Source organism: Gymnodinialimonas sp. JB5-7, from assembly GCF_055693405.1.
In genome coordinates this window covers 1,004,995-1,020,760 of sequence record NZ_JBVFUX010000012.1, presented here as the reverse complement: position 1 = coordinate 1,020,760, position 15,766 = coordinate 1,004,995, and the positions used below count along the sequence as shown (strand labels likewise).

The 15,766-nt window shown below is 61.2% G+C and carries 12 protein-coding genes, 1 tRNA gene and 2 pseudogenes; 5 read left to right on the top strand and 10 right to left on the bottom strand.

Annotation, left to right across the window (positions count from 1 at the left end):
- Positions 1-41: 41 nt before the first annotated feature.
- The 5 genes and pseudogenes from galU (at position 42) to ACZ1HK_RS13370 (ending at position 6,327) form a co-directional block, all read left to right on the top strand.
- Positions 42-935, top strand: coding sequence for a UTP--glucose-1-phosphate uridylyltransferase GalU (gene galU / locus ACZ1HK_RS13390; RefSeq protein WP_472629119.1), 894 nt, complete (start codon positions 42-44; stop codon positions 933-935).
- 13 nt (positions 936-948) lie between these two features.
- Positions 949-2,184, top strand: a complete 1,236-nt coding sequence (locus tag ACZ1HK_RS13385; protein WP_472629118.1) for a glycosyltransferase family 4 protein — start codon at positions 949-951, stop codon at positions 2,182-2,184.
- Positions 2,181-3,190 (top strand): annotated as a pseudogene (locus tag ACZ1HK_RS13380) (glycosyltransferase family 2 protein). The gene ACZ1HK_RS13385 and the pseudogene ACZ1HK_RS13380 overlap by 4 nt, the downstream one beginning before the upstream one ends.
- The gene (locus ACZ1HK_RS13375; RefSeq protein ID WP_472629117.1) at positions 3,187-4,887 is read left to right on the top strand and encodes a DUF5927 domain-containing protein; all 1,701 of its coding nucleotides are present in this window, start codon (positions 3,187-3,189) and stop codon (positions 4,885-4,887) included. Before ACZ1HK_RS13380 ends, ACZ1HK_RS13375 begins: the two are co-directional and overlap by 4 nt.
- 3 nt (positions 4,888-4,890) lie before the next feature.
- Positions 4,891-6,327 (top strand): nodulation protein NodH, encoded by a 1,437-nt coding sequence (locus ACZ1HK_RS13370; RefSeq protein ID WP_472629116.1) that lies wholly within the window; start codon positions 4,891-4,893, stop codon positions 6,325-6,327.
- On the opposite strand, the gene ACZ1HK_RS13365 is transcribed toward ACZ1HK_RS13370, so the two are convergent.
- From ACZ1HK_RS13365 to ACZ1HK_RS13320, 10 genes and pseudogenes are all read right to left on the bottom strand, one after another.
- Positions 6,324-6,788 carry a PTS sugar transporter subunit IIA gene (locus ACZ1HK_RS13365; protein ID WP_472629115.1) on the bottom strand — a complete coding sequence of 155 codons (465 nt, stop codon included), beginning with the start codon at positions 6,786-6,788 and terminating at the stop codon, positions 6,324-6,326. The two genes, ACZ1HK_RS13370 and ACZ1HK_RS13365, sit on opposite strands and share 4 nt — an antisense overlap.
- A 47-nt stretch (positions 6,789-6,835) precedes the next feature.
- A complete protein-coding gene (hpf, locus tag ACZ1HK_RS13360) occupies positions 6,836-7,411 on the bottom strand; it encodes a ribosome hibernation-promoting factor, HPF/YfiA family (protein WP_472629114.1) in 576 nt (191 codons plus the stop codon).
- A gap of 196 nt (positions 7,412-7,607) precedes the next feature.
- Positions 7,608-8,358, bottom strand: a pseudogene (lptB, locus tag ACZ1HK_RS13355) (LPS export ABC transporter ATP-binding protein).
- Position 8,359: 1 nt separating this feature from the next.
- Positions 8,360-8,845: an LptA/OstA family protein gene (locus ACZ1HK_RS13350; RefSeq protein ID WP_472629113.1), complete on the bottom strand. Its 486-nt coding sequence runs from the start codon at positions 8,843-8,845 to the stop codon at positions 8,360-8,362.
- A gap of 9 nt (positions 8,846-8,854) precedes the next feature.
- A complete protein-coding gene (lptC, locus tag ACZ1HK_RS13345; protein ID WP_472629112.1) occupies positions 8,855-9,451 on the bottom strand; it encodes an LPS export ABC transporter periplasmic protein LptC in 597 nt (198 codons plus the stop codon).
- A gap of 24 nt (positions 9,452-9,475) precedes the next feature.
- Positions 9,476-10,087: a ribonuclease D gene (locus tag ACZ1HK_RS13340; RefSeq protein WP_472629111.1), complete on the bottom strand. Its 612-nt coding sequence runs from the start codon at positions 10,085-10,087 to the stop codon at positions 9,476-9,478.
- Between the two features lie 122 nt (positions 10,088-10,209).
- A tRNA-Leu gene (locus tag ACZ1HK_RS13335) sits at positions 10,210-10,296 on the bottom strand.
- Positions 10,297-10,338: 42 nt separating this feature from the next.
- Positions 10,339-11,193 carry a translocation/assembly module TamB domain-containing protein gene (locus ACZ1HK_RS13330; protein ID WP_472630835.1) on the bottom strand — a complete coding sequence of 285 codons (855 nt, stop codon included), beginning with the start codon at positions 11,191-11,193 and terminating at the stop codon, positions 10,339-10,341.
- A gap of 95 nt (positions 11,194-11,288) precedes the next feature.
- The gene (locus ACZ1HK_RS13325) at positions 11,289-13,961 is read right to left on the bottom strand and encodes a hypothetical protein (RefSeq protein WP_472629110.1); all 2,673 of its coding nucleotides are present in this window, start codon (positions 13,959-13,961) and stop codon (positions 11,289-11,291) included.
- Positions 13,961-15,697, bottom strand: a complete 1,737-nt coding sequence (locus tag ACZ1HK_RS13320) for an autotransporter assembly complex protein TamA (protein WP_472629109.1) — start codon at positions 15,695-15,697, stop codon at positions 13,961-13,963. The genes ACZ1HK_RS13325 and ACZ1HK_RS13320 overlap by 1 nt, the downstream gene beginning before the upstream one ends.
- Positions 15,698-15,766: the final 69 nt, after the last annotated feature.

Sequence of the window (15,766 nt, the reverse complement as noted above, 5' to 3'; positions counted from 1 at the left end):
CGCGCACTGCGAAAACCGGGCGACGCAAGAAGAGGCAAGGCATGAAGAAGAAAGTAACCAAGGCGATCTTTCCGGTCGCGGGTCTTGGGACCCGTTTCCTTCCGGCTACCAAGTCGATCCCGAAAGAGATCATGACATTGGTTGACCGCCCCCTGATCCAGTACGCCATCGACGAAGCGCGTGCGGCAGGTATTAAAGAGTTCATCTTCGTAACGAGTCGCGGCAAATCGGCGTTGGAAGATTATTTCGACCATTCGCCCGAGCTGGAAAATACCCTTCGCAAAAAGGGCAAAACTGACATGTTGGATCAGCTGAAAAGCACCAACATGGACAGTGGCGCAATCGCGTATATCCGCCAGCACAAGGCGCTTGGCTTGGGCCATGCCGTCTGGTGTGCGCGTCGCTTGCTGTCGAACGAACCCTTTGCAGTCATCCTACCCGATGATGTGATCGCGGCTGAAACGCCGTGCCTGCAGCAGATGGTCGAAGCGCATGCGGAAATCGGCGGCAACATGGTCGCCGCGATGGAAGTGCCTGACGACAAAACCTCAGCCTACGGTGTTCTGGACATCAAGGAAGACATGGGCTCCGTCGTGTCGGTGAAGGGCATGGTTGAAAAGCCTGATGCGGACAAGGCGCCCTCAAACCTGGCTGTAATTGGCCGCTATATTCTGACGCCTGACGTTATGGGCCATTTGAACCGGATCAAGACCGGGGCTGGCGGCGAAGTGCAGCTGACGGATGCCATCGCGCAGGAAATCACCAGCGCCGACAACGTCTATGGCTTCCGGTTCAAGGGCCAGCGGTTTGATTGCGGATCGAAAGCAGGTTTCCTGCAAGCGACCGTCGCCTTTGGCTTGGCCCGCGAAGATCTGCGGGACGAATTCCAGAGCTATCTGGGCGACATGATGTCGGTCCGGAGCGCGGCGCAATAGCCTGAGCGTGGCAATGGGTGCGCTGTCCCAAATCCCGGCCCTCTGGCTGGACGTGACACGCACCCTGACGCGCCTTGGCAGACGGGCGCCAACGGGCATTGACCGGGTTGAACTGGAATACCTGAAAGCCTTTCTGGACGCCGGGTGTGACCGCTTCCTGTGCCGCACAACGCGCGGCTATCTGCTGTTGGACAAGGCAGGCGGGCGTTTGATGCTTGACCTGGCGGAGGAGCGGCGACCTTTGGGCCGTGCCGATCTGCTGTCGCGGCTGACCCTTCGGGGAAAGCGACCGCGTCACATGGCAGAGGCAACGTTGCGCAGTTTTGCCATTGATAGATGTAGGCCAACTGCGCTGCCGGCACTACTGGCCCGCGCCGCACCACAGGGCTGGACCTACGTGAATGTCGGCCATTCGAATTTGTCCAAGGCGACTTTGTCAGCCTTCGGAGCGCGTGAGCGCAGTGTGGTCATGATCCATGACCTGATCCCGATCACCCATCCCGATCTTGTGGCCGATGATCAGCCTGCGAATTTCGCGGGGCGCGTTGACCGGGTTCGCCGGTTCGCGAGCCATGTGATTGCGAATTCTCATGCGACGGGCGAAGCGTTGGACCTGCATTGGCACGGCGCAGAAAGACGGCCTGAAACGGTCGTGGCCCATCTGGGCGTCCCGGTGTTGGAGCGTATCGCAGGTGACCGGGACCCGCTGCATTTCGTGATGTTGGGAACGATTGAGCCGCGGAAAAACCATGCGCTGATGCTGGATGCGTGGGACGCATTGGCAGAGGATGTGCCTGCGAGTGGCATGCCGCACCTCCATATCATTGGACATACAGGCTGGAAGGTGGAGGGGCTGATGGCGCGTTTGAACGCGCACCCGATGCTTGGCCAATCCATCCACGTGCACGGCCCGCTGCCGGACGCGGATGTGCGCGGGCACCTGTCAAAGGCGTCTGCGCTGCTCTTTCCGTCGATGACCGAGGGGTTCGGCCTTCCCCCGCTGGAGGCTGCCATGGTTGGGGCGACGCCGATCTGTTCTGACCTGCCCGTGTTCCGGGAAACCCTTGGTGATTGTGCCGTTTACGTAAACAATCCAACGGCGTATCAGTGGAAAGAAACGATTAAGCAACTCATTGATGGTAAAATCACACGGCCTGACCTGAGAAAAGTCAGGTGCCCGACATGGCAGGAGCATTTTGAGATCGTGGCAGACGCTGTCATCACAACGGATCACGCAGGGCGCCGATGAAGGCTGTCCGGCGATATGGTTTGCGCCTTGAGCGTAAGCGATTCCTTGTGCGAGCCTGGCGTAAATCCCGCGGTTTGGAGGAGATCGCCAACCGCACGGATGCGATCCGTGAGCGGGAATTGCTGTGCTTTGTCACCCTTCGGAACGAACGGATCCGCCTTCCCTACTTCCTGAAATACTATCGCGAGCGCGGCGTTTCGCATTTCCTCTTCGTGGACAATGACAGCGGCGATGGCACGCGCGAATACCTGATGGAGCAACCGGATTGCTCGGTCTGGTGGACGGACGAGAGTTACAAGAGATCCCGGTTCGGCATGGATTGGATCAACCGCCTGTTGCGCCTTTACGGTCACGACCATTGGTGCCTGACGGTCGATCCGGATGAGTTTCTTGTCTACCCGTTCTCGGACACACGTCCGATCCCGGCGCTGACGGATTGGTTGCAGGCCTCGTCCATCAAGTCCTTTGGCGCGATGCTATTGGACATGTATCCGAAAGGGCCGATCACCGCGCAGCCCTATGCGGAGGGTCAGAACCCGTTCGACATCGCCTGCTGGTTTGACGCCGGCAATTATTCGATCGAGCGGAATTGGGAATACGGCAATCTGTGGATTCAGGGCGGGCCACGGGCGCGTGCCTTTTTTCAGGACAATCCCGAACGGGCCCCGGCGCTGAACAAGACGCCGCTTGTGCATTGGCAGAAGCATTACACCTATGCGTCGTCCACCCACATGCTGCTGCCGCGCGGGCTCAACCTTGTGTACGACGAATGGGGGGTGAGAAGGCCTCGGGCGTGCTGCTGCACGCAAAGTTTCTGGATACGTTCACGAAGAAGGCCGCGGAGGAATTGGAGCGGCGCGAGCATTATGCGGCTTCGGCTGAATACAAGGCTTATGCGGAGGGTCTGCGCGAGAACCCCGATTTCTGGACCAAATGGTCCGAGAAATACATCAACTGGCGCCAGCTTGAGATCCTCGGCCTGATGTCCAAGGGGAACTGGGCATGAGCACGCTTGGCTTTGTTATGATGTGCCATACGGCCTTTGATCGCGCGGCGCAGGTTGCGCGGCATTGGGCCGAACGGGATTGCCCGGTTGTGATCCATGTCGACAAGCGCGTGGGGCGGGCACAATTCGACTGGCTGAAGCAGGAAATGTCAGACCTTGAGAATGTGAAATTCTCGAAGCGGCATAAATGTGAGTGGGGCACGTGGAGCCTTGTGGCCGCCAGCCAGACCGCCAGCGAGCTGATGCTTGAGGCGTTTCCGGGTGTGCGGCACGTCTACCTTGCCTCCGGGTCCTGTCTGCCGCTGCGCCCGGTGGATGAGTTGCGCGCCTATCTGGCGGCGCGGCCGATGACCGACTTTATCGAGTCGGTCACGATCCGCGATGTGGATTGGACGATCGACGGGCTGAACACCGAACGGTTCCAGTTGCGGTTCCCCTTTTCGTGGAAGCGGCACCGGTTCCTGTTTGATCGGTATGTGGAGTTTCAGCGCCGCATCGGGTTCAAACGCAAGATCCCCGACGGCCTTGCGCCGCATTTGGGAAGCCAGTGGTGGTGTCTGTCGCGGCAGACGCTGAGCGCGATTTTGCAGGACCCCAAGCGGCGGGAATTCGACCGGTACTTCAAGTTGGTCTGGATCCCTGACGAAAGCTATTGGCAGACCTTGGTGCGAAACTATTCGCGCAACATCGAAAGCCGTTCGCTGACGCTGTCGAAGTTCGATTTCCAGGGCAAGCCGCATGTGTTCTACGACGACCACCTGCATCTTTTGCGGCGGTCTGATTGCTTTGTGGCGCGGAAAATCTGGCACCGGGCGGATCGGCTTTATCAATCGTTTCTGGACGATTCCGGCGCGGATGTTCGTCGGTCAGAACCCACGCCGGGCAAGATCGACCGCGTCTTTGCCAAAGCACTTGAGCGACGCACGCAGGGCCGGGCCGGGCTTTACATGCAAAGTCGCTACCCCAACAGTGAATGGGAAAACGGCAAGACGGCCGCGCCCTATTCCGTCTTTCAGGGCTTTAATGATCTGTTCCTTGATTTTGAGCCGTGGCTGTCGCGCCGGCTTGGCGCATCGGTGCATGGCAACCTGTTTGATCTGAAGCGTGCCCGGTTTGCGGGCGATGCCGAGACCTATGCCGGATGCCTTTCGGCTGCGCCGGAATTGCGGGATTATAACCCCGAACGGTTCCTGACCAACCTGATCTGGAACACACGGGGCGAGCGGCAGGTTTTCATGTTCGGTCCCCAGGACAATCAGCGGCCCGGTGCGTTCATGGCGGGCGACTCGAACGCGCAGATCAGCGTGATCACGGGCGGATGGGCGGTACGGTTGTTCACGGCCAACCGCAATTTCAGCGATATCCGGACCGAGGCCGCGCGCCTCCAGCGGCGCGAGGTGGAGTTCGTCAACACGCTGCGCCATGTGCGCAGCCGGGCCGAAATCCGCATCTGGTCGCTGGCGGAGTTTCTGGAAGAGCCGATGGAAAACCTGCAACGCATCCTTGATGCGATGGAGGGCGCGCAAGCCAGCCGGTTGACCGAGGCGCCGCGCATGGCTGACCTGAGCGGCCTGCCGAAATTCCTGCAGAATCTGAAAAACCAGGGGATGAACCCATTTGCCGTGGGCGATTTCCCGCAAGAGGGTGTGGCGCCGCTGCCAGCCGGTGCCGACAATCGCCCCTACCTTGTGAGGTAAGACATGGCCCGTAAATACGACGCCTTCGTTTTGTTCGCCGAGATGCGAACCGGGTCGAATTACCTGGAAGACTCGCTGAACAATTTCGAAAGCATCGATTGTCTGGGGGAGGTCTATAACCCGACCTTCCTGGGCCATCACAACACGTTCGAGATGCACGGCTATGACATGGACCGGCGCGAGCTTGATCCGTTGGGGTTGTTGGAGGCGATCATCGAAAATGCAGGCGATGCGCTGCCCGGGTTCCGATTGTTTCATGACCATGATGATCGTGTGGTTGAGCGTGTCCTGCCCGACCCGAGGATTGCGAAGGTGATCCTGACGCGCAATCCGCTCGATTCCTATGTCAGTCGCAAGATCGCGAGCGCCACGGGGCAGTGGCGTTTGACCGACCTGAAGCATGCCAAGACAGCAAAGGTGCGGTTCGATGCGCCAGAGTTTCGGGACCTTGTCGATACCTTGGGCGGATTTCAGGAACATCTGCGGCGCGGCCTTCAGCGAACGGGTCAGGTGGCATTCCACATCCGGTACGAGGATATTAATGATGCGGACGTTCTGAACGGCTTGGCGGCCTTTCTGGGCTCGGACGAGCGGGTCGAAGCGACGTCAAAAAAGCTCAAGAAGCAGAACCCGAGCCCGCTGCGCGACAAGGTTGAGAATTACGATGAAATGGTCGCGGCTCTGGCCGATCTGGATCGCTTCGGATTGGAACGGTCGCCTGAATTGGAGCCCGAGCGTGCCGCGCAGGTGCCGAACTTTGTGGCGCATCCGACCAAGGGCCTCTTGTTCTGTCCCATCAAGGGAGGGCCGGAAAATGCCGTGCTCGACTGGATGGGAAAGATCGACGATGTCGGCCGCGATACGCTGATCCGCAAGATGAGTCAGAAACAGTTGCGCCAGTGGATGAAAGACCATCCCGGGTTCCGCAGTTTCAGTGTTCTGCGCCACCCGGTCGCGCGGGCATATTGCACGTTCAACCGGTTCATCCTGCCCGATGATCGCCCGATGTATTCCGACCCGCGCAAGATCCTTCGGCAGCGCTACAAGGTGCCGATCCCGGGCAAAGCCCTCGGCGAGAATTGGACCGAAGAGGAGCAGAAGGCCGCGTTCATCGGATTCATAGGCTTTTTGAAGGGCAATCTGAACGGGCAGACGAGCGTGCGCGTTGATCAAGCCTGGGCCAGCCAGATGGCGATCTTGCAGGGTATTTCACAGGTCATGGTTCCGCAGGCGGTTATCCACGAACATCAGATGAAAGACGCGCTGCCCGCCTTGGCGTTTGAGGTTGGCGTTGAAGAGGTGCCTGAGGTTGTGGGCGAAGCCATGCCCGGGGCATTTCCGTTGAAGGCCGTTTATGACGGCAAGATCGAACAGGTGCTGATCGACACGTACAGGCGCGACTATGTCGGGTTCGGCTTCAAGCGCTGGAACAAGTCCTAGGCGGCTTTGGTCGCCTCAGATTCGGTCATCAACGCGTAGAGCGCTGCTGGATCAGCGTTGGCCCGCAACTTCGCGCAAAGTTCCGCATCCCGCAGGGTTCGCGACACCAGGGCCAGGGCCTTGAGGTGATCCACGCCCGAGTCGATCGGAGCCATCAGGGCAAAAACAAGATCCACAGGCATCCGGTCCGCCGCATCGAAATCGATGGCGCGTTCGAGGCGGATGAACACACCGCTGACCCGGTCCAGACCCGGCAGGCGGGTATGGGGCAGTGCGATACCGTTGCCCACGCCCGTAGGGCCCAGGCTTTCGCGTTCCTGAAGGGATTCGAAGATGCGCGCCGCAGGGACGCCAACCGTCTGTTCAGCCAATTCGGAAATCGACTGAAGCAGGCGCTTTTTGCTGCTGACGTCACTGACAACTTTCACGGCTTGCGGTGCAAGCAATGTGGAGAGATCCATCTGTAAGCGTCCCCTCAGTCAACCGAGCGGTGCGGCTGACGTCTGATTCAATCGGTGGCGGGGTCGATCCAGCCTACATTGCCGTCATCGCGGCGGTAGACCACATTCACCCGGTCGTGTCCTTCGTTGCGGAACACCAGCAAGGGTGCGCCCGCGATTTCCATCTGCATCACGGCCTCGCCGACGGACAGGGATGGGATACTGGTTTCCATCTCGGCCACAATGATGGGCTGCAGGCTGTCGGGCTCAGACTCTTCATCCGTGCCCTCAGATGAGGCGAGGATATAGGAGGAGCCGCCGAAGACATCAATGGGCTGCGAACGTTCGCGGTGATGATCTTTTAAGCGACGTTTGTAGCGACGCAGCTGCTTTTCAAGCTTCTCTGCCGTGGTTTCGAACGCGGCATAGATTTCGTGGGCATGGCCCTTGGCGGATGCTGTCATGCCAGTCGACAGGTGGATGGTGGTTTCGCAGACGAATTCAGATCCGGACTTGGAAAAGATGACGGTCGCATCGGTCGGGCGTTCGGCATATTTCTCGGCGACACCGCCGAGATTGTCCTGAACGTGGGTTTGCAGGGCTTGGCCGATCTCGATTTGTTTTCCACTGATCTGATACCGCATGAAACCTCCGTTATTTGGGGATGGCCCGGGGATGTGCACGCGTGCACAAGCCGCCAAGGCTCTGATATTTATCGATTTCTCGAAAAGAGTGATCCTGAGTGCGCCGTAAAGCGCGAGGTCGGGATCGAGATGAAGCAAGTGCAACCATCCCCGCCATTTGGCGACGAGTCGCCCCCACCTGTCAACGAAAACCGGGTTAACCGATGCGGAAAGACTGCCCGAGATAGACGCGGCGGACGTTTTCGTCCTTCACCACTTCTTCGGCGGTGCCGGACATGATGATGCTGCCATCGTGCAGAATATAGGCGCGATCCACGATGGCGAGGGTTTCCTGCACGTTGTGGTCGGTGATCAGAACACCGATGCCGCGTGTCTTGAGCTCTCCCACCAGGGCGCGGATGTCACCCACGGCAATGGGATCGACCCCGGCAAAAGGTTCGTCCAACAGCACGTAGCGGGGATTTGACGCAAGGCAGCGCGCGATTTCCACGCGGCGACGCTCCCCGCCTGACAGGGACAGGGCGGGCGCGCGGCGGAGATGTTCGATGGTGAATTCGCTGAGAAGCTCCTCCAGCCGGTCGCGGCGTTTCTTGCGCTTTGGTTCGACGATTTCGAGGATCGCCATGATGTTGTCTTGCACGGACAGGCCACGAAAGATCGACATTTCCTGCGGCAGGTAGCCGACGCCCGCGCGGGCCCGGCGGTACATCGGGAACAGGGTCACATCCTGGCCGTCGATGGTCACGCGCCCGCCGTCGGGCGTGATCGAGGCCTGCGATGCAGTAGAAGCTGGTTGTCTTGCCCGACCCGTTCGGGCCCAGCAGGGCCACCACTTCGCCGCGGTTCAACTCCAGCGTGACGTCGCGGATGACGGGGCGCTTTCGGTAGCTTTTCCGAAGCTTTTCGACCCTGAGACCGGCTGATCCTTCTGTGACATCAAGCGGCATATCAATCGCCACCGCCCAGGACCGTGCGCACGCGGCCATCGACCGAGCCATTTCCGGTCTGCATGTTCACGACCATGCTGTCGCCGGCAATCGCCGTTGGCCCTTGTGTCACAAGCACATTGCCCGAAAGGGTCAGCAGGGATGACGCGACATCAAACCGGGCCTGGCCGCCTTCGGCGGCGTCGGCGCCGCGGGTGACGAGGACACCGCCAGTTGCAATCACCTCACGCACATCCTGGTTGCCGCCGTCGGTGGCATAGACGACGCGAACGGCGCCTGCGGACAAGCGCAGATCACCCTGCACGACAATGACATTGCCAGTGAAGACCGCCTCACCCGTTGCCTGATCAACGGTCAGCCCGTCGGCCGTGACCTCAATCGGTTCTCGCGCGTCATAGCTGACGCCGCCAAAGCCAATGTCGACTTGTGCGAAAGCTGGCCCGGACAGACAGAGGGCAAGGCCCAGAAGGGCAAAAAGACGCTGCATGAAAACCTCTTAACTCTCCGGGTCGTATAGCATCCGAACGGATCCAGTGAAACGAAGGATTGGCGCGCCGTCCACTTCCTCCATTTCCATGGCATCCGCAGTCAGGTCGAGGCCGGGGCCTGTGATGTGCACGGGTGTGGGTGCGCGAAGCCGAACCTCATCCAGCGCCATCAGGATCGTTTCGCTTTCCATCTGATAGCCACGCGAGGATTGTACGGCGACCCCATCCCGCAGCGAGGCAAACTGGCCGGCCATGTCGATATCGCCCAACGTGGCTTGCACGGTCATGACTTCGGAGATGCCCAGATCGACACGTCCGTCGATGGCTTGCGCGCGGATGCGGTCCGTTTGCCCACTTTCCGCCGTCATGGCCGCGGCGATCAGGATGATCTCCTGATCTTCGCCGACGATCCCGGCAAAGCGGGGCGCGGTGACGCGCTGTTCACGGGCGATCTGTTCCACGTCAACCTCGGCATATGGCAGGGCGGCGTCCGGATCGGGCGCACCTGAGAGCAGAAACAGGCTGGACAAAAGGGCAAGCGCGATCAGCGGCAGGGTGACTTTCACCCACATCACGGTTTTCGAATACAGATCGCTGCGCGCCAAGGCCGTGCCTCCTGCCGGTGCTGATCAGTGCGAGAAGATGTCGATCTCAGGCCACCCGGCTAGGTCGAGTTTCGCACGGGACGGCAAAAACTCAAAACACGCCTGCGCGATGTCCGCCCGCCCTTCGCGGGCCAGCATGATATCGAGCTTCTCCTTGACCTGATGAAGGTAAAGCACGTCGGAGGCGGCATAGGCTTGCTGCGCATCGGTCAGGGTATCGGCGCCCCAATCCGAGCTTTGCTGCTGTTTGGAGATGTCGACACTGAGCAATTCCTGCAACAGGTTCTTGAGGCCATGGCGGTCGGTATAGGTGCGCACGAGTTTGGACGCGATCTTGGTGCAGTAGACGGGTGCTGTCAGCGCGCCGAAGGCGTGGAACATGACCGCAATATCGAAGCGTCCGAAGTGGAACAGCTTGAGCGTGTCGGGATCGGTCAGCAGGCGTTCCAGGTTTGGCGCAGACGTCTGGCCCTTGGCGACCTGGATCAAGTGTGCGTTGCCGTCACCATCGGACAGTTGCACGACGCAAAGACGGTCGCGGTGGGGGTGCAGACCCATGGTTTCGCAATCGATCGCCACGATGGGACCCAGCGACAGGTCATCGGGCAGATCATTTTGGTAGAGATGGATGGTCATGGTCGCGGCCCCTCCGTCGGGAATTGGCAATCAGTGCGGCGGAAGGGGAGAGCGGCCTTTCGGGACGATTTTCGATGAAAATCACCCTACCGGCCCCTGACACTTTCTTCGAAAGTGCAGGTTGGTGCCCAGGAGAGGACTCGAACCTCCACGTCCATACAGACACCAGCACCTGAAGCTGGCGCGTCTACCAATTCCGCCACCTGGGCAGGTGTCGTGCTGGCGGCTGATATATCCGGCGGAAAGCGGCGTCAATAGTCCTGCTCGAAGAAGATGCCGATACTTGAGCTGCCATCGGACCCGACGCTGCCGCGCGCTGTGAAATTGGGCGTCAGGTCGATGTTCAGCGATAGGTCCGCGTCGCCTTCGGCGTTGATCGTGACATCGGTGTAAATGTTTTCGGAAAGGTAGCGCCCGGCGGTCACGGCGGCGTTGCCTTCGTCGTCGGTGGAAAGGTCCAGATCGTCGAGACCGAGGCCGTCGCGCAGCCCGGCGATGAAACCGGAATTGGTCGAGCCGCCCGCAAGCGATGTGGCCGCATCGGCCAGTTGCAGAAGCTGCAAGGGCGACAGGCCAGAGACGGAGCGACCGAAGAGGAGTTGGGCAAGCACCTCATCCTCAGGGAGGGACGGGTCGGACGTGAAGGTAATCTCAGGATTGGAGGCGGCGCCATCCACGCGAATGGTGATCTGATAGCCGGACGCGCGACTGACAGCGGCCAGGCGCAGGAACGGATCGAAGCTGCCCTGAAGGGTTGCCTGCCCTTCGACGAAATCCAGCCGTGTTCCAAGGATCGAAAGGCGCCCGCGGACCAGTTCGAACTGGCCGGTTGGGATCACGTTGGCGGTGGTGCCGAACAGGCGGATGGAGCCGCCGAATTCCGCATCGATACCGCGCCCGCGCAGGAAGATGCGACCGGGTGCCGTAATGCTGATGTCGAGTGCGGTTGTGGCGCTTCCCCCACCGGAGCTGCCTGCGCTGCTGCCGAGCAGGCCCGCGAAACGGCGCGTCAAACGCTCTTCCGGGGTTTCGCCGATATGGCGGATGTTCGGGATTGCGGCGCTGCCTGCAAGGCTGGCTTCGGGCACGCGAGATCTCAGATTCACCAAGCGTGATGTCGCCCGAGATGCGCGGGCCACGGGCCAAAGGCCCGCTGACCGAAAGATCGGCGCGGGCGATCTGGGCGTCATAAAGGGTGGGATCAACTATGCGCCCATTGGCGAGGAGTTACGTTGATTTGCCCATCTAGACCGGGGCTGGCGAGGTTGATGGAGCCCTGCGTGCTGAGTTGCCCGCCGGTGGACAGCGTGCCGTTCCCCGTCAGGCTCACTCGTCCACCGGAGATCTGGGCGTTGAGGCCGACATTCTCGACCGCAAGCGCATAAGTGGGCACGGCGATCCGGGCATTGCTGCTGGAGAGGCTGCCGCTGAGGGCGGGTAGGCCGGGTGTGCCTCGCATCGTCAGGTTGAAGCCAAGCGAGCCGCGGATTGAGCGGGGTTGGATGTACCGGTTTGCCAAGGCAAGCGGAGCCTGTCCATTCAGGCGCAGATCAACGGTGTTGCCGGGAAGGCCCACGCGGCCTTCGACATTGGCGTTCATGCCGCCGGGCCCGCCCAGATCGGCGTCCACTTGCCAAGGATCCTCGCCCTGGCGTGTCAGGATCGCATCGGCGCTGACCGGGCCCGAAAGTGCGTCGGTGAACAGGCCGACATTGGCGAGGCGCGCGTCAACATCGACCCGGCTGACAGTTGGGCTGACGCTGGCCTCACCCGTCAGGGTGAGTTCGGGGTTTCGGATGGAGAGGTTGGTCAGGCTCAGCACATCGCCGGTGCGATTGGCTGCCGCTGCGATCTGCGTTCGACCTGCCAGAAGTTGCGGCGGAACCCCATTTCCAATGTTCAAGTCTTGCGCGGATGCGGTGAGGTCGAGCGCGAAGTCACCGGATTCGGCATCGAACGTGCCCTGGGTGCTGGCCGCAATCTCGTTCGGGCCAGTGAGCGAGACGTCGATGTCAAACGGGGCTGTCCCCTGCCGCGCGACATCGGCGGAGATGGCGACGGGACCGGAAAGAATGTCGGTGAAGTAGCCGACCTCGCGCAACTCAAAATCGGCCGATGCCACCGTATCGCCCGATGTAAGGGCGGCGTCGCCGGTCAGATCAAGCTCGGCATTTTGCAGGCTGAGGCCGCGCAAGGTCAGGCCGGTTTCATTGCGCACGACGGTGGCGGCAAGCTGGGTGTCACCGGCGAAGATCTCATCGGGGAGCGCATCGGTAAAATGCAGGTCGGTGCCGGTGCCTGCAATGGTCAGGTCAAAGGCGCCGGACAGCGGCTCTGCCGCGCCGGACACCGCGAGCGTCGCGGCGCCATCTAGGGGTTGGCCTGCGACTGCAGCGAACCGGGAGAGGTCCGCAACAGTGGCGGTGACATCCATGACCATGTCGAGGCGATTTTCGCCTGATTGAAAAGACGCGCCGCCGACGGCGGACACATCGCCGCTTTGGGCCGCAAGATCGGACAGGATCAGGGGTGCACCTGCGATCCACGACAGGGTCGCGACGAGCGAAATACGCTCTCCCAAGGCTTGGGCAAGGGCGGGGTCGGTGTGCTGAACGCCGGACAATGCGGCGGACAGATCAGCGGCTGTCGCTTCGACCCCCGTGTCGGTGATCGCAGCGGTGCCTTCAAAGCGGAGTTGGCCGGATTGAATGGAGAGGTCGTCGACTGTCAGCTGATCAAGCCCAACAACCAGCGCATAGGCATCTCCCGCGGCGCGGTCGTAGGTGACGCTTAGATCAGCGCCCGCGATTGCGACCGGCGTGCCGCCTGAGGGCAAACGCACCCTGTCGCCCTGGGGCGGGGTGATCTGGCCAGTCAGGTCCAAAACTTCCGGCAACCCTCCGGACGAGAGCGCGACGGAGCCTTCCAGCGAAAGCGCGGCAGAGCTTAGTCGAAGGGCATCAAGGTTCAGGCCGCCATCGGTTTCCTGCCGCGCCTGGGCCTGCACGCGCGTGTCTTCGCCGAAGAAGGCGCGATAGTCCGGCAGAAGGAGGGGGCGAATGTCACCGCCAATGTCGACCGCCAGAAGCTGTTCGCCGCTGGTGCTAGTTGAGGTGATCACTTGCCCGGCAATACGATCCTGTCCCTCGGTCTGCAGGGTGATCTGGGTGGCAAAATCCGTGACTGGACCTTCGCCCTCAACAGACAGGCGCAAATCGGGACGGCCTGGCAGGCCAAGTAGTTCAGCGGTCAGGCCATCTTCGGGCTCGGCCAGCAATAGCGAGAGGGCGAGGTCGCGGTTGGAATTATCGTATTCCGCTTCAAGCGAAAACGTTCCGCCCGGGCCATCCAGGCGTTCCAATGCAATGTCCGCCTGTCCCGCCCCGCCGATCAGCTGCGCAGAGCCTTCAACAGACAGGATAGCCGGGAGGCCGATGATCGGCTCGGCCAGAACGACCTCTTCAATCGCAAAGCGCCCCACTTCGATGCTGACGGGAAGTTCGGGCAGGGCAAAGGGCGTGGCCTCTGCATCGGCCAGATCAACACCGTCTTCGGCCAGCGGGGGGCGCAGAATTTCAAGGCGTTCCGCCGTCAGCGCGTCAATCTGCAACGCCCCGGACAGCAGAGCGGAGCGGGACCAGTTCAGCGTGGCATTGTCCAGCGTCAGCCAGACGCCATCAGCGTCTGAAATAGTCAGTTGATCCAGTTGCGCCTCGGACGACAGAGCACCGCGAAACCCCTCAATCCGGATCTGGCGTGCCGCACCGTCTGACAGTTGATCCTCAAGGAAGCGGATCAGGCGCGAGCGGTCATCATCCTGCGCGATTGCGGCACTGGGCAGCAGAAGGAGGAGAATGATGCAAAGCCACCGCATCAGAAGCTGTGCCCGATGCCGATATAGATGAACAGGTCTTCGCCGACACCGTCGCCGCGCAATGGTGTGGCCAGATCTACGCGGATCGGACCGAAAGGCGTCGTATAGCGCACGCCAAGCCCGCCGCCCGCGTGCCAATCGCCTTCGCCGCCCAAGGCATCGGCGGCCACAAAGCCCGCATCGGCGAACGCGACAAGGCCGAAATTCGTCTCTCCAATGTCCTGCCGGAATTCGGCAGACAGACCCGCAAAGCTGCGCCCGCCGGCATCCTGGCCAAGCTGTGTCGCGCCGAGGGATTGGAATTCCTGCCCCCGAACTGTGCCGGCACCGCCTGAGAAGAAGAGGAAGCTGGGTGGGATTTCAGTGATTTCCCCGCCAAAGACACTGCCGACTTGGGCCCGCAAGGCGACCCGGCTGGCGCGATCTTCCCCAAAGCCGAAATAGGCCCGGCCATCAACATTGGTGCGCGCGCCTGTGCTGCCTTCATTGGTGACAAGGGGCGTGGCGGAGGCCTCCAGAAAGAACAGCCGCCTGGCGTCCAGCGGGTCTTCACGGCGATCCCATGTGACCGAGGCGGGAAGCGACAGCAGCGTCACTTGCCGTTCGCCGAATTGATCGTCGATATCGAAGTAGTCCAGCGCAACGCCTGCGGCGGCGGTCAAGGTGCGGGTGAAGCGATGTTCAACGCCGACCTCAGCCCCAATCGTCGCCAGGCTGAACGCGGGCTCATCCAGGTAATCGGCGCCGATTTCTGCATAAAGCGTGGTGTCCGGTGTGAAGGTGGCCGGGCGCGAATAGCGCAGGCCGATGGAGGCATCGATACCTTCGACATCTTCCGTGGACAGGCCTTCGGATCCAATGCCGCTGATCTCACCTTCGATGCGCAAGCGCTCGGCCCCGCCGAACAGGTTGCGGTGAAGCCAGTAGGCACTGACGCCCAGGCCATCGTCGGTGGAGAACTCGACCCCCGCCCCAAACCGGCGCGGCAGGCTTTCCACCAGGGTTGCAGTGATGTTCATCCTGCCGTCTGGGCCAACCTCCCCCTCCTGCAATGCGATGGCGGAGAAAACACCGGTATCCTGTAAGCGCCCTTCAACCCGGTCGAGCGTTTCTGGCGAAAAGACCGCGCCTTCTGGCAGGCCCGCAATGGCAAGGATGCGCTCGGTCCGCATGCGTTCATGGCCTTCGGGGTCGAGTGTGCCGAAGCGGACGATCTGACCGGGATCGATGCGCACGCGGACGTCAAGAACAGCATCTCCGTTGCGTGCGGTGATCTGTTGATCAGCCACGTCTGCGGTTGCGTACCCCACGGCGCGCCACGCATCGATCGATGCGGCGGCGGTGTCGCGCAGCACAGGGGTCGAAGCCGCGCCGCCTGGCCGGAACTCACCTGGCAGGTCGGTGTCCGCGGCCAATGGCCCGATCTCTGCCGTGCCAAATGTGAATTCGGGGCCCGGTGTGACGCGGATTGTGACATTTGACACGGACCGCGGGGCGCCGAACGGTGGAATGCGTGCGGCCTCGCGGCCATCCACGTCAATCCGAACAACGGGTGAAAAATAGCCGGAATCGTAAAGGGCCGCGACAAGACGCCCGTAATCGGCGCGTGCGGCGGCGACGATATCCTGCGCAGTTCGCGCTTCTTCCGTTTCCTGCAAGAGAAGTGACGCGGCGCGCAGGCGATCTTGCAGGTCTTCGTCTGCATCGGGCGCCAAAATCTGAACATTCTGCGCCATGGCCGGGCCTGCGCCCAAAGCCAGGACAAGCGATAAGATCAAGGGTATTCGCGCAGACATATACGTTTC